16 protein-coding genes are annotated in these 23,068 nt (G+C 48.7%); 7 read left to right on the forward strand and 9 right to left on the reverse strand.

Going from position 1 to position 23,068, the window contains the following annotated elements:
- Positions 1-6: 6 nt before the first annotated feature.
- Both Q366_RS02575 and Q366_RS02580 read right to left on the reverse strand, forming a co-directional pair.
- Complete coding sequence (locus Q366_RS02575) at positions 7-1,155, reverse strand: hybrid sensor histidine kinase/response regulator (RefSeq protein WP_035236020.1); 1,149 nt, start codon at positions 1,153-1,155, stop codon at positions 7-9.
- A 24-nt stretch (positions 1,156-1,179) separates the two neighbouring features.
- Positions 1,180-1,830 carry a response regulator gene (locus Q366_RS02580; RefSeq protein ID WP_035236022.1) on the reverse strand — a complete coding sequence of 217 codons (651 nt, stop codon included), beginning with the start codon at positions 1,828-1,830 and terminating at the stop codon, positions 1,180-1,182.
- A 179-nt stretch (positions 1,831-2,009) separates the two neighbouring features.
- On the opposite strand from Q366_RS02580, the gene aroB reads away from it, so the two are divergent.
- The 3 genes from aroB (at position 2,010) to Q366_RS19990 (ending at position 5,126) form a co-directional block, all read left to right on the forward strand.
- Positions 2,010-3,101 carry a 3-dehydroquinate synthase gene (aroB, locus tag Q366_RS02585; protein WP_342668567.1) on the forward strand — a complete coding sequence of 364 codons (1,092 nt, stop codon included), beginning with the start codon at positions 2,010-2,012 and terminating at the stop codon, positions 3,099-3,101.
- Between the two features lie 484 nt (positions 3,102-3,585).
- Entirely contained in the window at positions 3,586-4,380 is a 795-nt protein-coding gene (locus Q366_RS02590; RefSeq protein WP_035236023.1) for an N-acetyltransferase, read from the forward strand.
- Positions 4,381-4,382: 2 nt separating this feature from the next.
- Positions 4,383-5,126, forward strand: a complete 744-nt coding sequence (locus Q366_RS19990; protein ID WP_051957781.1) for a lysophospholipid acyltransferase family protein — start codon at positions 4,383-4,385, stop codon at positions 5,124-5,126.
- Between the two features lie 42 nt (positions 5,127-5,168).
- Here Q366_RS19990 and Q366_RS02600 read toward each other — a convergent pair whose 3' ends face one another.
- From Q366_RS02600 to Q366_RS02615, 4 genes are all read right to left on the reverse strand, one after another.
- The gene (locus Q366_RS02600) at positions 5,169-6,617 is read right to left on the reverse strand and encodes a diadenylate cyclase (RefSeq protein WP_035236025.1); all 1,449 of its coding nucleotides are present in this window, start codon (positions 6,615-6,617) and stop codon (positions 5,169-5,171) included.
- Positions 6,618-6,622: 5 nt separating this feature from the next.
- Positions 6,623-7,060: a DUF2914 domain-containing protein gene (locus tag Q366_RS02605; protein ID WP_245619847.1), complete on the reverse strand. Its 438-nt coding sequence runs from the start codon at positions 7,058-7,060 to the stop codon at positions 6,623-6,625.
- A 198-nt stretch (positions 7,061-7,258) separates the two neighbouring features.
- On the reverse strand, positions 7,259-7,483 hold the full coding sequence (locus tag Q366_RS02610; RefSeq protein WP_156968090.1) for an RNA-binding S4 domain-containing protein: 225 nt from the start codon (positions 7,481-7,483) through the stop codon (positions 7,259-7,261).
- Between the two features lie 125 nt (positions 7,484-7,608).
- On the reverse strand, positions 7,609-8,928 hold the full coding sequence (locus Q366_RS02615) for a PilZ domain-containing protein (protein WP_035236030.1): 1,320 nt from the start codon (positions 8,926-8,928) through the stop codon (positions 7,609-7,611).
- Positions 8,929-9,191: 263 nt separating this feature from the next.
- On the opposite strand from Q366_RS02615, the gene Q366_RS19995 reads away from it, so the two are divergent.
- From Q366_RS19995 to gdhA, 4 genes are all read left to right on the forward strand, one after another.
- Positions 9,192-14,747, forward strand: coding sequence for a transporter substrate-binding domain-containing protein (locus Q366_RS19995; protein WP_051957782.1), 5,556 nt, complete (start codon positions 9,192-9,194; stop codon positions 14,745-14,747).
- An 8-nt stretch (positions 14,748-14,755) separates the two neighbouring features.
- Complete coding sequence (locus Q366_RS02625) at positions 14,756-15,847, forward strand: response regulator (protein ID WP_035236032.1); 1,092 nt, start codon at positions 14,756-14,758, stop codon at positions 15,845-15,847.
- 69 nt (positions 15,848-15,916) lie between these two features.
- A complete protein-coding gene (locus tag Q366_RS02630; protein WP_035236303.1) occupies positions 15,917-16,978 on the forward strand; it encodes an AI-2E family transporter in 1,062 nt (353 codons plus the stop codon).
- 201 nt (positions 16,979-17,179) lie between these two features.
- Positions 17,180-18,529 (forward strand): NADP-specific glutamate dehydrogenase, encoded by a 1,350-nt coding sequence (gene gdhA / locus Q366_RS02635; protein WP_035236036.1) that lies wholly within the window; start codon positions 17,180-17,182, stop codon positions 18,527-18,529.
- Between the two features lie 110 nt (positions 18,530-18,639).
- On the opposite strand, the gene Q366_RS20000 is transcribed toward gdhA, so the two are convergent.
- From Q366_RS20000 to Q366_RS02650, 3 genes are read right to left on the reverse strand one after another with little or no spacing between them, the layout of a single operon-like run.
- Positions 18,640-20,949, reverse strand: a complete 2,310-nt coding sequence (locus Q366_RS20000; RefSeq protein ID WP_156968091.1) for an ABC transporter substrate-binding protein — start codon at positions 20,947-20,949, stop codon at positions 18,640-18,642.
- Between the two features lie 33 nt (positions 20,950-20,982).
- Positions 20,983-22,614, reverse strand: coding sequence for a hypothetical protein (locus tag Q366_RS02645; RefSeq protein WP_035236037.1), 1,632 nt, complete (start codon positions 22,612-22,614; stop codon positions 20,983-20,985).
- Entirely contained in the window at positions 22,615-22,965 is a 351-nt protein-coding gene (locus Q366_RS02650) for a cupin domain-containing protein (RefSeq protein WP_035236039.1), read from the reverse strand.
- Positions 22,966-23,068: the final 103 nt, after the last annotated feature.

The following is a 23,068-nucleotide window of genomic DNA, read 5'->3' on the forward strand; positions in this document are numbered from 1 at the left end:
GGTCTGTCATCCAAGGATCTCTCTCAACTTATGTGAAAAATCCACCACAGAATAGGGCTTGAGAATATATCCTTTGCACCCCTGCCTGAGCATTGCCTGGGCATTTTCATCAATGGCATATCCTGTGGAAAGCAGGACCTTAATATCCGGATTAAGTTTTTTCAACGCGATAAACACAGCCAGTCCATCCATGCCCGGCATAATCATATCCAGAACCACAACATTGATGTCGTTCTTTTTTTCTGCGTAGATTTTCAAGGCCTCTTTACCGGAAGCGGCTGTGAATACCGTGTAGCCCAGGGCTTTGCAGATTGTGCGTCCGACGTTGAGAATGCGCTGTTCATCATCCACCAGAAGTACGGACTCATGACCAAGCATCAGTTCATCCTGGGCAGAAGGCATTTCATCCAAGTATTTGTGCTCTGCCAGGGGCAGGATAATGGAAAAAGAGGAGCCGACATTTAAAGAGCTCCATACATCAATGACGCCGTTGTGATGTTTTACGATTTTTTTGGCAAAGGTCAGACCCAGTCCCTTTTTTTCCGGGAATTGGTTATGATCGTGGGAATAAAAGGCTTTGAATATTTTTCCCAGGGTGTCGCGGTTCATGCCGATGCCGGTATCGGATATGGTTATTTTACAAAAAAAACCGGATTCCAGTTCAAAGGCGTCTGCTGTACCATTAAGGATTGCCGCAGCTTCCGTGCGCACAGAAAGTTTGCCGCCGTCCGGCATGGCCTGTAATGCATTATCGACTATAGCTGCGACCACCTGTTTAATTTTTTCAGGATCGCCTTTAATGATTAAAGGCTTGGCATCAAGGCTGACATCCAAGATGATCCGGTGCCCTTTCAGATTAAGGGTTTCTACCACAGACCGTACCAGCCTGTTGGCATCCATGCGTGTTAAATAAATCTCATCAGCCATGGCAAAGCCCAGCAGTTGGTTGGCAAGATCGGAGCCCTTGTCAACGCTGGACAAAATCTCAATAATATGGCCGTATAGAGGGTCTGTGGGATTAACATTGTTCAGCATCAAAGAGGCGTGTCCCTTGATGGCGGTCAGCAGATTATTGACATCATGGGCAATGCCGTTGGCAAGGGCCTCTACGGCATCTGTTTTTTCAAACTGGGTTGCAGTTGTAATATGTTCCATTCAATCCGTATCCTGGTACGTTGTTTATTCCAGGGCTATGATGCCTTCAAGGATCGCATACTTGGTTAATCCCGCCACTGAGAAAATATTGAGTTTTTTCATAATATTTCTTCGATGGGTTTCCACAGTCTTAATGCTTACCCCCAGTGTTTCGGCAATGTCTCTGGTTTTTTTGCCTTCAGCAATCAATTGGAGAACCTCACGTTCCTTCCGGGAAATCTTATTGAATTGGGGCGGTGTATCCCATATGCCGGGATCCATGCCCCGGTCGTCGGTACACATTCTGGCAATGGAGGGCGTCAGGTAGAAATTTGTACGGATAACTTCCTGAATGGCGTCATAAATTTCATCAAAGGCAGACGCTTTGAGAATATAGCCGGATGCCCCCGAATCAAACATTTTATCAATAATCTTTTTACTTGAATGCATGGACAAAGCGATCACCCTGGTATGGGGCACTTCTTTCTTAATTTTGGCTGTGGCTTCCACACCGTTAAGGTCAGGCATAGCAATATCCATCATTACAATATCAGGTTTAAGGATGATTGCCTTTTCAACGGCCTCCCTGCCGTTTTTTGCAATATCCATAACCTGTATGCCCCTGTTTTCAAGAAGAGTTTTTAACCCCTCCCGAACGATGGCATGGTCGTCAGCTATAAGGACTTTTAACGGCATATGGCTCCAAAATATTTTCTTTGAAGCTTATATCGAAGATCGATTAAAATCAAATATTAATTAAAATTATCTTGACAATAAAACGGAAAAAGATACAAAGAGGCTGCAAACTGACCCTGCAGCCTTTTTTTGTTTGCCCAAGCCAACGAATATTGATAAAAATTTTCAGGAAGATACAGATGACAAATGAAGAAGATGAATGCCATCTATGCCAATTTAAAAGGCGGAAAAATATGTTTAAAACCTTTACAGTTGAGGGCCAGCAAGGGACATCTGCCATCCATGTGGGAGAGTCCCTGTCCCGTGTAGGAGATTACCTGCCGGATCAGGGCCCTGTGGTTATTGTTACCGATGAAAACATCCTCAAGCATTACGGTGCATCATTCCCTGCCGGACATGTGATCACCATCGGTACCGGGGAAAAGATAAAAGTCCTATCTACGGTGGAATATATCCTGCGGGAAATGGTTAAGGCTGGGTGTGACAGATCAAGTTTTTTGCTGGCCATCGGCGGCGGCATTGTCTGTGACATTGCCGGATTTGCAGCATCTGTTTTTCTAAGGGGAATCCGTTTCGGCTTTGTTTCCACCTCTCTTCTTTCCCAGGTAGATGCCAGCGTCGGGGGCAAAAACGGCGTCAATCTGGATGCCTTTAAAAATATGGTGGGGGTATTCAGCCAGCCACAATTTGTTCTGTGTGACATCGACATGCTGTCTACCCTGCCGGAAATGGAAATATCCAACGGTCTGGCCGAGATTGTCAAACATGGACTGATCAAGGATATATCCCTTTTGGAGTTTATCGAAAATAACCGGGATAAAGCCCTGGCCCTGGACAGGGAAACGGTTTTTCGAATGGTGGCGGATTCAGTGGCCATTAAATCCCGTGTGGTCCAGGCAGATGAACGGGAGGCCGGAGAGCGCCGCAAGCTGAACTTCGGCCACACCATCGGACATGCGTTTGAAAAACTGAACCCCTGCGGCCATGGCCGTGCGGTGGCGGCAGGGATGGTGGCGGCAGCCGCATTTTCTCAACAGAAAGGATACATCAATCAAGGAGATGTAGACCGGATCAAAGATTTGCTTTCAGGGCTTGGGTTGCCTGTTGCCTTTGACTTCCCTGCGGAACAGATCATTGAGGCGGCATCCAGGGATAAGAAAAAACAAGGCCATAATCTTTTTTTTGTTTTTCTTGGACAAATCGGACAAGCCAAGGTGGACAAAATCAGCTATGACGACCTCAACGGTTTTATTCGCGGCTATCTTGCCTGATATTCGTTTTTACATGAAACTAGAGACAAGATACAGGAAACAAGAGGGCGAAGCGCCTGGGGCGCCCATTTTAGCCCCGCATTGCCGGTGTCTTTAGTGCCTTACTCCTGAGCTTCTGTCACAAAAAACAAGAAATTGTTGAACTCCTTTCTTCTTGTTTCTAGTTTCCAGTCTATAGTTTCTGCGGCTCTGCCGCCTTAGTTTCATTATTCGTTGTGGGCTCACGGCCCATGGGGGGGGGGATATGTAACCCTCCCCCGCTTTCAACAAATATAACTCAACTGGTTGCATCGATGTCAGCCGATGTAATCAGTCTTTAGAAAATTCCGGGCATGCTCATTAGGCAAGGCCTTTCGTTGATGTGTTTTCATCAAATCCATCCCCCAATATTTATCCCAAATACTTTTCTAACCAACTGATAACCGATTCTTAAATATTTTAATGTAATTCTTACCAAACTCAATAAAAACAAACAGGAAAATGTATGAATTTCATTATCGAGGTGTATCAGAAACCCGGACAGGTGCTTTCAGATGAGTCTATTGACGGCCTGGCCCGGGATATCCGGGAAATCGCCGGCGACTGCTTCCATGACCTGCCACATTACCAGGCCATTGTCGGCACCCGAAGCGCACTTTCCGACAAACTCATTACCCTGGCCAGGGACGAGAACGGTACCCCCCAGGGATTCTGCTCCATGGTGTTCTTAAACATTGAGGATGTGGGGACGGTTCTGCATCTCGGCCTGACCTGCGTACGGCCCGAAGCCAGGGGCAGACGGCTCACACACCTGCTGGTAAAAAAAGCCTTGACCGAATACCTTCTCAAGCAAAATCCCTTTGGTAAAATCTGGATTTCCAATTGTGCAGGCGTATTGTCAAGCCTTGGCAATGTGGCCATGCACTTTGAGCAGGTCTTTCCTTCCCCCTTCTACGCGAACTGTCCCGGTGCCACCCACTTAAAAATTGCAAGAGCCATAAATGACCGGTTCAGACAGGAGATGTATGTACTGCCGGATGCAGTACTTGATGAAGAAAGATTTGTATTCCAGGGCAGTGTAAAAGATACGGTCTTTCATAAGGAAAAAAATGATCTGGCCTACCATCACAGAAAAAACGGCCTGAACCGGTTTTACGCCAATATGATGAATTTTGAGCAGGGTGACGAAGTTCTCCAGATCGGCTATTTCCGTATGATATCTGTGGTGAAATACATATTGCGCCAGCACAGGGTGAAACAGCTTAACAGACAGCAGGAACGCCCAGCGCTTGGGCTGTAAATATGGCCCGCCTGAAATCTTTTTACAAACTGTTCTGGGTTGTTGAGATTACAATATTAAGCCTCCTGCGACTGGGGCTTGCCGTGGCATCTTCGGGATGGTCCCCGGATCTGGTTGCATCCCGGGCACGGCAGTGGGCCGGTACACTGGTCAAAGGCCTGGACATTGAGATTGAACAGACCGGTGACATCCCCGAATATGGCGCATTGGTGATTTCCAACCACAGGTCCTACCTGGATATCATTGTCATCCTTTCCCACCTGAATGCAGCCTTTCTGGCTAAAAAGGAACTGAAATCCTGGCCTGTATTCGGTCTGGCCGCCAAACAGGGAAATACGGTGTTTGTGGACAGATCCAGTGCTGAAAGCAGGACTATGGCACGACAGGCCCTTGCCGAAAGGCTGGCCCAGGGGATCAGCGTGGTAGTTTTCCCGGAAGGCACCACTTCGGCCGGCCCCGGTATCCTTCCCTTTAAAAACGGAATATTTCACCTGGCTGCAACAAAAGACATCCCCGTTGTTCCCGTGGCGATCTGTTATGAAAATCCCAAAACAGCCTGGATCGGAGACGATCTTTTCCTGCCCCACTTTCTGGAAATGTTTAAAACCTCTCCTTTAAAAACCCGTTTGAGCTTTGGCCCCGCCCTTAGGATAAACGACGGTGACGCCCTTAAAACCGCAGCCCACACCAGTATCCAAAGGCAATTATCCAGGTCTGAAGTATCTAAAAACGCCCTAGGACATTAACTTTACAGGGTCGCTTTCAGTGAAATCTGAGTACAGGGGATATCAGCTTTCGGAGCCGTCATCGCGCGGCCTTTCGGAAATGGTATATCGGACCTGGACCTTTTTATACTTGTCATCCGGCCGCAGGGTGGCAGGACTCATGACCAGCGCCACATGAACAACGCCGGACGCTGTTAAATTGTCCAGAGCAATTTTCTCGGTAAATACCGTGGTTATGGTGTTCAGGGAAAGCTCGCCGCAGGAGATATTGACCGTTTCGGGGCTAACGCTGATACTGGTCATAATAAGGCCGTCCGGCAGTTTCCCTGAAAAGTCGGCCTGTACCGGCACCTGTTTTTCCGCTATGGTATCCAGGATCACTTCCACCTGGTCCGGTTCAATTTGTTTCAGGCGGATACCCGGTGGCAACTGGACATTCTGCCTGGTAATGGTCAGTTTATTTTTTCCCACAGATGTTCCGTCAAGGGAGACTTTGATACTCATCTGATCCAGGGTCAACGCATTGACCAGAGGCCGTGCACCGCTGATCAGAAGCCTGGATCTGGAAGCAGAGGCATCAATAATATTCATCTTCTTATCAGGGTTCATGAACTCAATGGGAACCTCATAGTTGGCCAGCGTCTCCATGCCCCTTGAAAAGCTCAGCCACAGGCCTGTGGTGCACAAAAGACAGATCATGGCTGCCGCAAGCAGTTCCCGGGTCTGCCGGCGCATTTCCTTTGCCGGTTCAGACCCGCCGGTATATTGCTTTATTAACGTCTCAATCTTGTCAGGGTCCCTGATCTCATGAATCTGGCTGTCTTTTACAAGGGAGACCCTTCCCCGCTCCTCAGACACAACGATCACCAGGGCATCACTTTGCTCAGTAAGCCCCAGAGCGGCCCTGTGCCGGGTACCGTATTTGGAGGCCAGATTTCGGTTCTGGGACAAAGGCAGAATGGTCCCGGCCCGGGTAATCTTCCCCCTCTGGATAACAGCAGCACCGTCATGAAGCGGAGCTCCGGGCCAGAAAATATTCATCAGCATTTCCCTGGACAGTGCCGCATTAATTTCCACCCCGGAGGCGATGATGCTGTCCACCCCTGTTTTAAGCGGCATCACGATCAATGCCCCGATTTTTGACCTGGCCAGTTCCACCACAGTATCAGTGATGAGGCGCACCGGCGTATTGATCTGGGCCCTTGGAATTCCCCATAAAAAAAATCTGAGACTGCGTGTTCGGACCACCCCTGATATTTCATTTCTAAACACAATGATGATCATAAAGGTCGCCACGGTGATCACGCCCTGCATGACCCAGTTGGTAATGACCAGCCCCATGGCGTTGGCGCTGCGGCCGATGATCCACATTGCCACCACAGCCATGAGAACACGCAGGACATGGGTGCCCCGGAACAATACATACAAACGGAACAGAATATATGCGTTGAAAACGATATCCAGCATATCCTGCCAGCGCCACCCGGAAAATAATAAAGAGAGTTGTTCCATGAGTATCAATCAGACATACTGAACCTTAAGGTTTTTAAAATATTATTGTCTTCATCCCTGATTTCCACCCGCCAGGGCCCCTTATCGGCGTCGCGCATCTGAACCCTTGAAAAGGAAGACCATTTGGGAACGGAAAGGATAAGACGCATGGAAAAAATAAGCTTATCTTTTTTATACCAGTTATGAAAAATCGCTGTTTTTTCATACACCGGATCAAATGAAGAAAAGCAGAAAACCTCTCCCTGGGAAACGGAAAAAATAACGGCCGGATTCACCGGCCTGAAATTGGATATGCGTTCACACACAACCGCATCGGCCAAAACCACACGGGGTTGGTCAGCCAGGCCGACACCGGCCGGTATAAACAAAAAGCCAACCACTCCGCAAACAATGAGAAGCCGGGAACGCAAATAAAGGTATATCATTGCATTGAAATCCGGCATGTTCCTGTATCCTTTTATCATACACGCTACGCTTTCATAGACTTTAAAAAATAGTTGAAACAATATACCGGCTGGAGAGAAAAAACAGTTGGGCGTTCAGAAATTACATTGTGCGATGAAGTTACAGGGCATCCTCGTTTTCAGGGTCGATACGCAGGGCCTCGGCCAGAAATACGTTTGAAGGAACAATTGATCCAGTCAATCACCCATGCAGACATCAAGGCAGATATTGTCAATTTCTATAACATCGCCGGGAAGAATCTTTTTTCTTTTTCTTGTTTCAACCTGACCGTTCACCCGGACCAGCCCGCGGGAAATCATATGCTTGGCCTCCCCCCCGCTGGCTGCAAGATTTTCAAACTTGAGCACCTTGTACAATTCCACAGGCGCATGGGTAAGGTAAACCATTCTGTTTTCAGTCATGGATGACCCTGGCCCCGGGCGTTAAAAAAAATCTGTTCAATGGAATCAAAATCAATGTCCAACTGCATGTCATCCCCTGTCATGTTGTTGTGTTGAGATTACCGCAACCGTGTTTACGAAGTCAATCACTCATCGGCTAAAGCCATATAAACGTAACGGAGGATGGCTGTTTGAACCTCATCAACCATCGACGTAATTTGCACCCCATATATTAGTTTCAACTGTTTCTTTCTGCAATTTCTTACAATCCCTGTTACCTTAAAACATTTAGATGAGCCAGGAAAGCACCATTCCAATTCAAACTCTTCATCTTTTCTGGCAATATAATTTTTTTCATTGGATTCATAATTTGCCTCGATTCCGCATCCCTTTGGGCTGATATCACAGATTATCGCATCCTTGGCCTTTCCCCGAAAATGGATCTTTACCGGAATCCGGCAGGTCAGCCGTTCGGTTGTCCTTAAATCCAGGATGTTCATTTTTTCCGGATAATCCAGAATAACAACACGAATCGGTTTGGTCATATGCTCGATAATCTTCGCCTTAAACTGATACTGCTTCCCATTGGTGATACAGTTACACCCAATAAAAGCGCCTGGAAGAAGTTTCGCCTTGACGGTATTGTAAGGTGTGAGGCGGGTAATTAAAAAAAATTCAAATTGATCTGCGCCCACAAACTGACATGTGACGGGTATGGATATGCTTTGAATCTCTAAATCCATTTTTGTTCCCGGCTCAAAGTTCAGTCGCACCTCCCGACCAACCTGAACGGTTTTTTTAATTTTGGATGTTGCTTCTTCCTGTTTATCATTCACTTTTTCGTTTATTTCTTTGGCGGCATCTTCAGGTGCTTCTTCTGCCTCACCCTGGTTTTTTTCCTCACTTTCAGGCTTTGGAACGTACTTGTTATCCTTGAGCGTTTTTAAAAACTCAATTTTCATTTTAAGACTTTTATACGCATTGGCACAGATTTTTGTTTCCGATCTTAACGGTTCAACCTTTTTCTGAAAATTTTTTTTGGAAATAAGACCACCTTCAAGTAGTTTTGTTTCCTGATCAATCTGTTTCTTGAGTTCTGAATACCGATGGGCCGCCACTTTCTTTTCTCGAAGGGCGGCTGTGATTCGATGATCAATCTCTTTACGATACTGATTGAAAACCGGAACATTGATCGTCAAAAAACCGCTGTAGTTTTCTAACAGAGATTTAAAGCGCTCTTCTGTAATATTTTCTTTAGCCGCCTCCAGTCTATCCAGTCGAACTTTAATTTCAACGACCCCCTTGTGTATTTTGTAATAACTCCGGGCAAATTTTTCATCATCAAGTTCCCCAATTTCAATTTTCGGAGAATGGGTATTGGCATTGACTTGATCCGTTTCTCCGGTGCCGGCTTCACCGGATTTCTTGCTAAATATGTTTGTAATGGGACTCAGCAGGGTCTTCATCTTCCAAATTCACTCCCCAAATTTATCTCGCAATAATAAGGTTATCCCTCATACCGTTTAAAAGTTGGGTTACACTTTTATAATTTTTATAAGAGGGGCACGCCTAAAAACCAGGTAATATCATAAAAGTGCAGTTTACTAAAATTGAATATTTTTTTCAGCAGGTTCCACACAAAACGGACAGTTGCTTTTTCCAAATTAACGTAATAAAGTCCTTTTTGAAAATTAAGCTTCTAAAATCAAGCTTCTGTTGGAAAAATACAATGCACTTGAATGGATATCTTGCCGGATTAAAATATATTTTAATCATTTTATTCGTATTTATTTTTTTTGCGGCAAACACCGGTTTAGCCGACAGCCCCCCCAAACAGGTTGTCGTGGCTGTGGGCACGGACAGCATCCCCTATTATTTCCTGGACCAGGAGAATAACCCTGCAGGCCTGGTGGTGGATATCTGGGATATTTGGGCCAGGCAAACCGGAATAAAAGTCGTTTTCAAACCCTTGCCCTTTTACCAAACCCTTACAGCCGTACAAAATGGAGATGCCGATGTCCACGCCGGGTGTTTTTTCAGTCAGGAAAGAAGCAAAACCCTTGATTTCATATCGCCTGTGGTTAAGGTCAAAACCCATTTTTTTGTAAACAATAATATCCTGGGCGCAAAACAGCCGGAAGATCTGCGTGGTTTTCGCATTGGCATCATCAAGGGCGATGCCGCCATTGATTCCCTGAAACGGAAAATGCCCGATGCCTCCCTGGCTGTATATCCGGATAACCAGGCCTTGTTTGATGCGGTAAAATCCGGTGATATTCTTGCATTTGTCAAAGAGCCCCATATCGCTTTGGCCATGCTCAAACAAAAAGGGATACTGAACCAGTACCGGTCTTTTGACCAGGAACCGATTTACGAAGCAGACTGGCTTTGCGCCGTGCGTCGTGGAAATAACGTCCTGGCCGAAATTGTGCGAAACGGAATGTCAGATCTGCCCCAGGCTGACAAAGCTGCTGTTTTTTGTAAATGGACCGCCAGGCCCCAGGACCTTGATGCCAATGCACTGCCCCTTGCATTTTCCCAACCCTTTTACCCGATGGAAAACGGTTTCTTTTCCAAACTGGGACCGGATGCGCCCAAAACACTGGCCGAGACGGAAGCGCGCTGGATCAAAGATCCTTCCCTGAGACGGTTTGGACACAACGCCATGGCCAATGTTCTGACCCCTGAAGAAAAAGAGTGGCTCAAATCCCACCAGGTGATCCCGCTTTTAGGCGACGCCGGCTGGCCGCCCATTGGCTTTGCAGATCCAACCGGCCGGTATAAAGGGGTGGCCGCAGACTATATCAATCTGATCGGACGCTGGCTGGGCATCCGGTTTGAAGTCATCAGCGACTATACCTGGAAGCAGATGACAGATCTGGTAAAAGCGGGTAAGGCAAACGGCATTACCTGTATTGCCAAAGAAAAGGAGCGGGAGCTGTGGATCTCATTCAGCACGCCCTATTTTGTCAGCCCCTATGTCATTGTGACAAAAAAACAGACGCCCGCCATTTCCGGCATAGAAGATCTGTCCGGAAAAACCCTGGCCATTGAACAAGACTACTTTCTACAATCCAAATTGAAGAGACAATACCCTGAAATCATGCTTAAACCGGTCAAAAATACGGCCAAGGCCCTTGAGCATGTGGCGAACGGGACAGCCGACGCCTATGTCGGAAATCTCATGGTGATTAAATATCTGTTGAATGAAAAAGGCATTGATACGCTCAAAATCGCAGCACCAGCCCCCTGGCCGGAATCCAAACTTCGCCTTGGCATCCGCAAGGACTGGCCCCTTCTGGTTTCCTCCATTAACAAAGCCATTGAAAATATCTCCCAGGACTCCCACCGGCTGATCAACCAGCACTGGATGGAGGATCTGGAGGATGCAAACCAGGAAACCATGCGCCTGCTCTCACACGATGAGAAAGAATGGCTGAAATCCCATCCTGCCCTGCGGCTGGGGATTGATCCTGCCTGGCCGCCCTTTGAATTCTATGTCAAAAAGTACGGGTATTCAGGCCTGGCTTCCGAATATATCAAAAAAATTGAGAAACGACTCAATATCTCCTTGAAAGTCCAGACCGGCCTGAGCTGGCAAGAGGCTTTGGACAAGGGGCGGCAAAAAGAGATTGACCTGTTTCCCTGCATTACCCCCAGCCCGAAGCGGGCACAGTTTCTTAATTTCACCAATCCATATCTGTCTTTCCCCATGGTCATTGCCGCCAGAACGGATTTCCCTTTTATCAGCGGGCTTGAAGATCTGGAAGGCAAAACCATTGCCGTGGTGGATGGCTATGTATCCCAGGAAATTCTCCAAAAAAATCTTCGAAAACTTAAACTTTCACCCGTTGAATCGGTTACCGAGGGACTTACGCGGGTCAACCGGAACAGGGCAGATGTATTTGTGGGAAACCTTGCCTCCATTATTTATTGCGCCAGGCAGACAGGACTGGTCAATATCAAAATTTCGGCTACGACCCCGTACAATTTTGAACTCTCCATGGGGGTACGAAAGGATTGGCCCCAACTAATCCCCATTCTTGACAAGATTCTGGCGAACATGCCGGAATCCGAAAAAAACAGAATCCGGGATAATTGGGTCCGCATGCAGTTTGAGCATCAAATGAACTGGACCCTTCTGTGGAGATGGATTCTTGGGATAACCCTTGTCTCATCCACCATCCTGGGCATTATTCTTTTTTCAAACAATAAGCTGAAAAAAGAGATGGCCGAAAGAAAACGGGTGGAACAGGCGCTTCGAATTGCCGAAGAACATGAGCGGCTGATCCTGGATTCTGCCGGAGAGGGGATTATCGGCCAGGACGACAAAGGAAACTGCATCTTTATCAACCGTGCGGCCCTGGATATGCTGAATCTCGAAGAGGATGATATTTTAAACCGGCCGGTCCACGACACCATCCACCATTCCCGGCCGGATCACACCCCTTATCCCTATGAAGAATGCCCTATGTGCCGCGCGGATATCACAGCACCGCACTGTGCCGAAGCGGAGGTGCTCTGGCAGAAGGGCGGGACTTCTTTTCCGGTGCGCTACTCCAGCACCCGGATAGAAAAGGATGGCCAGCCAAAAGGCTCGGTCATTGTTTTCAAGGATATCACCCTGAGAAAAAAGGCGGAAGACAAGGTGCGCAAGTTGTCCAAAGCCGTGGAGCAAAGCCCGGTCTGTGTGGTGATCACCAATCCTGACGGAAATATCGAGTATGTGAATCCTGTCTTTTCCAGGGTCACCGGGTATACGGTCGATGAAGCACTGGGCCAGAACCCGCGTATTTTGAAATCCGGCAACACACCGCCTGAAACCTACACCATGTTATGGGAAACCATTACAGCCGGCAAAGTCTGGCAGGGTGAATTTCAGAATAAAAAGAAAGACGGGGGACTCATCTGGGAAAAGGCCAGTATTTCTCCCATTTTTTCCGAACAAGGAGAGATTACGCATTACATGTGCATCAAAGAGGACATTACCCGGCAAAAGGCCATGGAAGCCTCTTTGATGGAGAGCCACAAAAAACTGGCCTCAGCCGTGGCCGTGGCCAGGGAGGAAAAGCAGAAAGCCCTGGCAGCAGACCAGGCAAAAAGCGAATTTCTGGCCAATATGAGCCATGAAATCCGGACCCCCATGAATGCAATTATCGGTATGACCCATCTGATCATGCAGACCCGGCTGGATACAAGACAGATGGATTACGCAGCCAAAATTGATACATCTGCCAAATCCCTGCTGAACCTGATCAACGATATCCTGGATTTTTCCAAGATTGAAGCCGGCAAAATGGACATGGAAATTGTGGCGTTCAGCCTGGATGAAACCATGGAAAAACTGGCCGGTCTGATCACGGTCAAGGCATCTGCCAAAAAAGACATAGAGGTGCTGTTCAGGGTGGATCATAGAATCCCAAATACCCTGAAAGGCGACCCTTTAAGGCTGAATCAGGTTCTGGTCAACCTTGGCAACAATGCAGTAAAATTCACAGAAAAAGGTCACATCATTGTGTCTGTGGATATGCTCAGGATGCACAAAGAACAGGTTGTCCTAAAATTCTGCGTCACGGACAGCGGCATTGGTATCACACCGGAACAGCAGGAAAAACTGTTCAAAGTATTCAGCCAGGCAGATTCCTCCACAACCCGGAAATACGGGGGCACAGGATTGGGCCTTGCCATTTCAAAACGGATTGTCAAGATGATGGGCGGCGAACTTTTTGTTGAAAGCACAGCCGGAAAAGGCAGTACCTTCTCCTTTACCGTACCCATGGGAATCGGTCAAAAAGAGGCACGTAAATGGCCTGAACTGGATGATGCCATGACCGGGATCAAGGTACTGGTCATTGATGATAATCCTGCATCCCGGCAGATCTTTATCCAGATGTTCAACAGTTTTTCCATCATCGCCCGGGAGGCAGGGTCCGGAAAAGAAGGCCTTTCCATCATGACTGCGTCTGAACCGCCCTGTGATCTTGTGCTCGTTGATCTTCAGATGCCTGACATGGACGGTTTTGAAACCGTACGGGAGATCAAAAGGGTTATGCCGGCCAACCACCGGCCCAGGATCATCCTGGCCTGCACCCGGGAAGATGAGCAGGTTCATTCCCGGGCAAGGGAGATGGGAATTGAATGCATTATTCTCAAACCCACCACCGCCTCGCAGCTTTTTAACAGCCTGCTCAACGCCTTTGGCCGCCGGCAACTGATTTCCAGACACAAGCCCGGGGAACAAAAACTTCCCAGAACCATTCTGGGGGCCAACATTCTTCTGGCCGAGGACCACGCCATCAACCAGCAGGTTGCAAGGGAAATTCTGGAAGGGGCCGGCTTTTTTGTCCGAATTGCAAATAATGGAAAAGAAGCGCTTTCCATGTCACTATCCCAGGATTTTGACCTGGTTCTCATGGACCTTCAAATGCCGGTGATGGACGGATGCCAGGCCGCCCGTGAAATAAGGCGGCACAAAACAGCCGAAGATCTGCCCATTGTGGCCATGACAGCCTCTGCCATGCCCCGGGACCGGGCAAGGGCCATGGCTGCGGGCATGAACTCCCATGTGAGCAAACCCATTGATTTAAAAGAGCTGTTCCAGACCCTTTCCCGGTGGATCAAGCCTGGAGACAGGCCACTGCCAAAGGGTTTTGGCAAAAAAGAAGACAAAGAGAGCGCCCTGGGTGACGTTCCGGGAATATCAGTACAGCAAGCCCTTTCCCGTCTGGATAAAAATGAGGCACTCTATCTGGCCCTGCTGGATAAATTCCGACAAAACTATGCACACGTTGACCGGGATTTAAGGGATCTCATTGAAAAGGGGAAGGATGAGGATGCCCGGCGCCTGGCTCATTCCATTAAAGGGGTGGCCGGAAATATCGGCATGACAGGCCTGCAGGCGGCAGCAGCCAACCTGGAAACAGCTTTCCGGGACAAGATGCAATCTGAATATAACACGCTGATGACACTGTTTTCCCAAGCGTTGCCCCTTGTCTTGTCCTCGGTGGATCAACTGACAAGACCCGTTGTCAAAAATTCCCCGTTGCCGGGAAATCGGGAAGTCAAGTCCAAAAGAGAGCTGGCCTTGATGTTGAATGACCTTGCCCCCTTTGTAAAAAAATGGGAGGCAAAACCGGCAAAGGAGCGAATTAAAAAGATGACTGCCCTGGCATGGCCTGAAAATCTTGCGCCTGATGTGGCAGAGCTGGGCCGCCTGATTTCCAGGTACCAATTCAAACCGGCGGCAGAAATCATTGAAAGGGTAATAGCCAAACTGGAAATATAGGATAGATTATGACCGACTTATCTCAAATGCGCGTTCTTATCGTCGATGATGTTGAGACCAACCTGGATATCCTGGTGGATTCCCTTGGCGACGATTACCGGGTCAGTGTGGCCATGGACGGCGAGTCAGCCCTGGAAATTATTGGGGAAGATCCACCGGATATTATTCTTATGGATATCATGATGCCTGGCATAGACGGATACGAAGTCTGTGAACGGCTTAAGTCCAAAACCGCGACCCGGGATATTCCCGTGGTGTTTCTGACGGCCCTGTCCGAAGAGGAGAATGAGGCCAAAGGACTTGCCCTGGGCGCGGTGGATTATATCACAAAACCCTTCAGGGCAGCACTGGTCAAAGCCCGTGTCAAAAATCATCTGGAATTGAAACAGCACAAAGACCATTTGGAAAACCTGGTGGCCAAGAGAACCCGGGAAGTGTTGTTAACCCAGGAAATCAGCATGGAAAGCATCGGGATCCTGGCTGAGTTTCGGGATCCTGAGACCGGCGGGCATATCAAGCGAACCCAGCATTACATCAAAGCGCTTGCAAACCAGCTGAAAACGTTGCCCAAATTCAATGAAATACTCAATGAAGAGTGCATTGACCGGATCTATAAATGTGCGCCATTGCATGATATTGGAAAAGTTGCCATACCTGATGCCATCCTTAAAAAACCGGGGAAACTGACCAAAGAAGAATTTGATGTGATGAAAACCCATACCATACATGGATATAAGGTGTTGCTGTCCGGCAAAACACGTCTGGACGCAGGCGCTTATCTGAAATGTGCAGGCGCCATTGCCTTGACCCACCACGAAAAATGGGACGGTTCCGGTTATCCCCGGGGGCTTTCAGGGGATAACATCCCTGTGGAAGGGCGGTTGATGGCCATTGCAGATGTGTATGATGCGCTGGTCTCCAAGCGGGTGTATAAGCCGTCATTTCCCCATTCCCAAGCCATGGCCATTATTCTTGAGGGACGGGAAACCCATTTTGACCCTGAAATGGTGGATGTGTTTGAACAACACGCCGAAGTGTTCAGATCCATTGCCATAGAGTTTGCAGATCATGATGATGAAATTAAAACGTTGCAATGTTAGGCGTTGTTACCTATGGCAAATCCCGGGAAACCGGTATTGGAACATATTTCGCACCGGAGGCAATTTTTCATGAATCGAGACCTGATCCATCCCTCATTTTTATTATTACTGGTGTTTTTTATTTCAGCTGTTTTTCTTGTAATGATAAAATCTTTTCTCATGGCCATTCTGCTGGCCGGAATTTTTTCCGCCCTGGCCTATCCGTTGTACCAGCGGCTTAACAAACGGCTGAAAGGCAGGCAGGGACTGGCCTCCGGGATCACTATCATGATTATCATTTTTATCGTTCTTCTTCCATTAAGCGGTCTTTTGGGTATTGTAACCACCCAGGCCATCAAGGTGGGTCAGACAGCAACGCCCTGGGTCCAGAAACAATTGTCTTCACCCCTAACCATTTCCCAGTGGCTGGAAGATCTGCCGTTTTATAAAGAGATAGAACCCTACAGAGAAACCATTTACACCAAGGCCGGTGAACTGGTCGGGGCTGCAAGCCAGTTTTTTGTCAACGGGCTCCAGGCCGCCACCATGGGCACAATGAATTTTATATTTATGGTGGCCATTCTCCTGTATACCATGTTCTTTTTCCTCATAGACGGAGATAAGCTATTAGAGAAAATTCTATTTTACATGCCCCTGGACGATCAGGATGAAAGACGGCTTCTTGACAGATTTACCTCTGTGACGCGCGCTACGATCAAGGGAACCGCCATCATCGGTATTGTCCAGGGCGGGGGTTCCGGTATCGTGTTTGCACTGGTCGGCATCCACAGTTCGGTTTTCTGGGGTGCTGTCATGACGGTGTTGTCCATTATACCGGGCATTGGCACCGCCTTGATATGGATTCCTGCAGCGCTCTGGCTGGGCGCCCAGGGCGCATGGTTCAAGGCAGGCATTCTTGTTGTCTTCTGCGGGGCCGTGGCGGGAAGTGTTGACAATCTTCTGCGGCCCCGGCTTGTGGGCAAAGACACGGAAATGCACGATCTTTTAATTTTTTTTTCCACCCTCGGCGGCATTGCCATGTTCGGTATTATCGGCATCATCATCGGTCCTATTATTGCCGCATTATTCGTCACCATATGGGATATTTACGGTGTTGTTTTTAAGGATTCACTGCCTAGGGTAGGACCATAAGGGACGCCTGTCAGACCCGAATATAGTGCTGGGACCGGATCAAACACGAATGACCGAAAATTTTGCTTCCATGGCCTTCTATCGCCATGGTACACATTGAAAAGCATCTGTTCAAAAGGCAGCCGGCGATTTTGCCGGTGCCATGGCCGGTCTTTTCAAAGGCGAAAAATTATCATTCTTAAACACAGGAGACGATTTAACATGGGAACCCTAATGGACATTGTCAGCGGCAGAGACCCTTATGAAAAAGAGTTCCACCAGGCAGTTCACGAGGTGGTGGAATCCGTGAAACCAGTGCTTGATAAAAATCCTGAATACCGGCATGCAGGCATCATGGCGCGCATCGTGGAACCGGACCGTGTGATCCAGTTCCGGGTGCCCTGGGTGGATGACCAGGGCCGGGTGCAGGTGAACAGGGGATTCCGCATCCAGATGAACTCTGCCATCGGTCCTTACAAGGGTGGTTTGCGGTTTCATCCTTCCGTGAACCTTTCCATTTTGAAGTTCCTTGCCTTTGAGCAGGTATTTAAAAATGCGTTGACCACGCTTCCCATGGGCGGTGGCAAAGGCGGGTCCGACTTTGATCCCAAGGGAAAATCCGATTTTGAGGTGATGCGGTTCTGCCAGAGCTTCATGACGGAACTGTTCCACCACATCGGCCATGACACGGATGTCCCGGCAGGGGATATCGGCGTGGGGGGCCGGGAGATCGGCTATCTTTTCGGCATGTATAAAAAATTGAAAAATGAGTTCACAGGGGTGCTTACCGGCAAGTCCCTGAACTGGGGCGGCTCGCTGATCCGGCCCGAGGCCACAGGCTACGGCGCTGTTTTCTTTGCAGACGAGATGCTGGGTACCCGCAATGACAGTCTGAAGGATAAAATCTGCCTGGTGTCAGGTTCGGGCAACGTGGCCCAGTACACCACCGAAAAGATCAACCAGCTGGGTGGAAAGGTGGTGACCCTGTCCGATTCCTCGGGCTATATCTATGACGAGGAAGGTATTGATGAAACCCGCCTGCAGTGGGTCATGTACCTTAAAAATGTCAAGCGCTCCCGTATCAAAGAGTACGTGGAAAAATATCCCAAGGCCCAGTACACAGCCGTTGACGCCAGTCAGGACCACAATCCGCTGTGGAATCATAAAGCCGATTGCGCATTTCCCTCCGCGACCCAGAACGAAATCAATGCAAAGGATGCCCAGAACCTGGTGAACAATGGGGTATACCTTGTGTGCGAAGGGGCCAATATGCCGTCAACTCCCGATGCCATTGATATTTTTCTGGACCACAAGCTGCTTTATACGCCGGGCAAGGCATCCAATGCCGGGGGCGTGGCTGTATCCGGCCTTGAGATGTCCCAGAACTCCATGCGCATTAAATGGTCCAGGGATGAGGTTGAAGCCAAGCTCAAAGGCATTATGCAACGCATCCACCACGCCTGCCTGGATGCGGCCGAAGAATACGGAACCCCTGGCAATTACGTGAACGGCGCCAATATCGCAGGGTTTGTCAAGGTGGCGGACGCCATGATGGATCAGGGTATTGTCTGATGACGGTTTAACGGTAGAGGGGTGTGATGATGTTCAATAATGTTTTGATATGCTTTGAATTTTTATCATCCCCTCTGTATGCATGAAACCATGCCCCCGGATATAGCGGCCTAGGCCAGGTTCTTTTGTTTTGTTGTCCGGCATTTTATGGCTGTCATCTCTGCATGATTTACGTCATGAGCCGGGAAAAAGACAGTGAATGTTGTGCCCCGGTTCAACCGGCTATGGACATGTATAAAACCGTTATGCCTTTTGATAATACCATGAACAACCGCCATCCCTATGCCGGTTCCCTTGCCGGTGGGTTTTGTTGTATAGTATGGTTCAAACACACGTTCGAGGGTGTTTTCGTCCATTCCGGTTCCATTATCATCAACCACTAATTTTGCATAGTTTCCTGCTTTTAATGAGGGGTGGAGCTTGACAGAACGGTCCTCCACAATTTCGTTATATATCTCTACCGTTAGAATACCTCCCATACCGGACATTGCATCAATTGCATTTTTACACAAATTAAGAATAACTTGGTTGATCTGTGTTTTATTGCAAAAAATCGGATAAATTTTTTCTGCGATGTTCAGTTGAATCTTGATATTCGCCGGAGTTGACGAGCGGATAAGGTCCATGGACTCTTGCACAAGAGATCTCATATCAGTGACCTGCCGGGCGGGGCTGTCCTGTCTGCTGAAGGTCAAAAGCTGTTTAACAACATTTTTCCCCCGTATCCCGGCGACCTGGATTCTCTCCAAACGCCGCCAGGCCGGGCTTGCTTCGGGCAGCTCGCGCATATTCATTTCATTGTTACCGAGAATGATTGTAAGTATATTGTTAAACTCATGGGCAATGCCACCGGCAAGGCTGCCGATGGATTCCATTTTTTGTGACTGAATGAGCTGGTCCTGCAGCTTTCTCTTCTCAGAAAGATCGTCACCGGAACAAAGCACCCCGACAATTTTCCCGTGGGCATCCCTGATCGTGGTATTATGCCAGGCAATATATTTTGTTTCCCCTTTTTGGGAAATGACTTCATTCTCGAAATACTCCGGGCCGCTGACATTGCCGGCAATCATATTTTTGAAAATGGCCCGAACATTATGCTGGACCGCTTCCGGGATAAACATGTGAAACCAATCCTGGCCGATAACCTCTTCTTTGTTACATGCCAATATGGCGCAGGCCTTCTCATTGACCATATTGACCTTGCCGTCAACATCAAGGCTTACAAACATAATCGTTGCCATATGCAGATAGAGTTCAGCTCTTTCCTTTTGCCTTGCAAGTTCTTTTTCGGCCTGTTTTCGCTCTTTAACCTCTGCTGCCAATTTGCGGTTAAATAAAAACAAAACCCCACTGCCCATCGCTAATAATGCAATAAGGCCCAGTGCACCAAAGACAATTTGTTTGATCTGTTTATAATCTGGCGTATGTTGAGGATTATAGAGAAATCCATTCAGCGAAAAGCCAGCATCAATTAATCCCAGTTTTTCGTATGTTCGTTTGATATGCTGCCATCGTCCCGGATTCATGTGTCCGATTTCAACAAGATCAGGAATCATAATTTTTCTCATTTCCTGGGCTTCATGCTGAAGATGCTCTCTTGTTCTATCTACCTTGTACTTTTCCAGAAGTAAGTCAATAATTTGCTGGGGATGATCCATGGCGTATTCCCAACCACGCAAAGAGGCTTGTAAGAAATTTTGTACCTGTTCGGAATGGTTCTCAATTTCCTGTTCAGTGGTAAACAGGCAATCGCTGTAAAAATCCACCCCGTAGACCATGGGAGAAATGGCCAGCGACACCACACCTTTTTGCAGCATTTGCCAAGGCTCGTTCGTCACATAGGCACTGACCGCGTCAATCCGCTTTGTGATAAGGTCTTCAAGGTTATAGGATTGATCGAACCGCTGGTATTTATCCGGCAATATTCCTTCGTTCAAAAGGGCCACCAATATATCGGCGTCTTTATTTCCGGGAAGCAGCATGACTTTCTTGCCGATAAGCCCTTGAAGATTAATGATACCCGAATCTTTCCTGACCAGAAGAACCGAGGGCGAATGCTGAAAAATAGGTGCAAGTACGACAAAAGGATCACCGTCTTTGCGGTGCAAAAGCAACTCGGAACCGGCAACGCCATACTGGGCACGGCCGCTGAGAACCTCTTCCCGGGCAAACTTGCCGGCACCGCCTTCAACGATGGAAACGTCAAGTCCGGCCTGACGGTAATGGCCCTTATGGAGCGCTGCATAGTATCCGGCAAACTGAAATTGATGTTTCCATGCCAACTGCAGGCAGATTTTGTCTGACGCACTGGCCGGATTACAGCGAAAAACAAACAACAAGGCGATCAGAATATGGCGTATGTTTCTTCTGTCAAAGCCATATGATGGTAGTAAAAAACGCATACATTTCAGACGATTCACCACAGGATATTCCTTGTTATTTTTATTCGGTCATCAGGAGGATAGCGCCTTCCGGCAGGCAAAGGCAAAATCTTCGGGAAAACATCCCCCGATAAAACGCATCTGGGCCTCGGAAAAGGTGCCCGGCGCATAGGGAAGGCGCGGGATAAAGGAGTATACAAGGTGCTGTTCTTTGACCGGGCTGTTAAACCGGCCTGAAAACTCCACGCTTGTGACCATCTGTGCCCCTAAGGTTTCCAGGGTCTGGACAGCCATGCGGATGCCGGTGTCCAGGGCATTCCGGGTTGCGGTATCAGCGGAAAGCACATGGGGACAGGGGGCTTTGGTCATCAGCATCAACTCCCATTCACTGACCTGGGCCTTGGGGGCAAACAGCATTACCTTTTCATTTTCCCAGACGATCAAGGCGCTGGGGCCGTCCGGGTTCATGTCTGTTCGTTGGTTGTTTTCAATGGCCTTGATAAAATCCTTAAAAAAATCTGTGTTGTGGGCGGCTTTGTAATCCCGGATAAAATCAGCCACAAGATCCCCGCAGGCAAAGCAGGGGTACGGGTTGCCGTCACTGTCCAAAATGCGTTCCGGAATCATGGCGTTCTGCTGGTGGATCATCTGGTGGGAGGCATGCAGCCGGTGTCCGGACTGGGCAAACCCGAATCCGAAATTCCACCCCCATAACGCCCCAGTGAAAAAAGGCGGATCACTGTCCAATGGATTGTGGCCACCCGGGGCCATGGTCTCCATGATTTCCATGCGCAGGGCTTCCAGTTCATCTGTGGACAGGGACCGGCCTGTTGCCGGAAGCTTTATCCCCAGCATCCGGGCGGCGCGGACATAGATGCGCTGGTAATACAGATGCCGGATACCTGCCATGTCAGCAGGGGTCAGGTCATTGGCCCGGTAGCGGATTTGGTCATTGGCCATGTTGTCGGCATAATGGCCCCAGGGGATATATGAGTTGGCCCGCATATATTCAAAAACATGGGTGTTCTCCAGGCATTCGCCCACAATGGGGCTGTTCCCCTGGATGCCGGGTTTGAGCACCATCACCTCTTTATATGCATCGGGCAGGGCCGGATTGTTGCCAAGCACGTCATAAAGATCATGGTCGTGGATGACCGGGCAGATTCTTCCCTTGGCATCCTTTTCAAAGGCAACACCCGTGGGCGGATGATCTCCACCGTTATCATACACAAAATCGCAGGCAAGACCGGCAAGGGCACAAAGTTCCTCCGGATCCGTGGATGCCTGGGCCAGGGCCAGTTTCAGAGGGCGGGGAAGCCGTTCCAGCACCTGGATGACAAGCCCCGTCGTAACACCCTTTTCCTTTTGCCATTGTTCCAGGCAAGCGGTTAAGGAGCAGTCCGGCCGGGCGGGAAGGCCTATGGTTCCAGGGCGTTCTGCCTTGCGGTCCGCCCAGGCCGAATTAATAAATGTACTTCCCCTGAAGGGAAATGCATTGGCGATTTCATAGATCCGGTCAGCCGCGTCTGCCCGGATCTGCCCCTGGGGATAATTGCCCAGGTTTTCCACAGGCCCGCCGCCGGGAAGGCGGCCAAGCACCTCTTTAGTGGTCTTGTGCCTGAAATTATCCACAGCAAATTCAGGTTCGTGGATTCCCACCACAAACCGTCCCCGGGGGCTGACACAGGTTCTGGGCGCGTTCATCTACATCTCCGGGGCCGGCGGCGGCACCAGGCACAGAAAGGCAAGGTGTCCATCCGAGCTGTTTTTTATCTGGTGGTCAACATTGGGAGGCACATAGACCGCGGTTCCCGGGGAAATGGCATGCCACTGGTCTTCGATGAGCACCTCGCCCTTGCCCTCAAGCACATAAATCTCATGCTCCCAGTCATGGGTATGCCGGGGCGCATACCCCCCGGGCTCAACGTCGAATCTTCTCATGCAGAAATTTTTAGCCCCGTCTTCCCTGCCGATGAGCACGCGGCCCGTGATACGTTTGACCATGTCGTTATTCATTTGTTTACCTGGAATATCTGTATAGTGGGTGACCTTCATTTCTTCTCCTTTAAAATGTCGCTGTCCGGATGGTTCGGGTAAGTGCGGATATTTTGAGTTTAAGAACCTGGCTCTGAATTGTCAATGCCTGTTCATGGGCCGA

Origin of the sequence: Desulfobacter vibrioformis DSM 8776, from assembly GCF_000745975.1 — a bacterium.
In the GTDB taxonomy this organism is placed as follows: domain Bacteria; phylum Desulfobacterota; class Desulfobacteria; order Desulfobacterales; family Desulfobacteraceae; genus Desulfobacter; species Desulfobacter vibrioformis.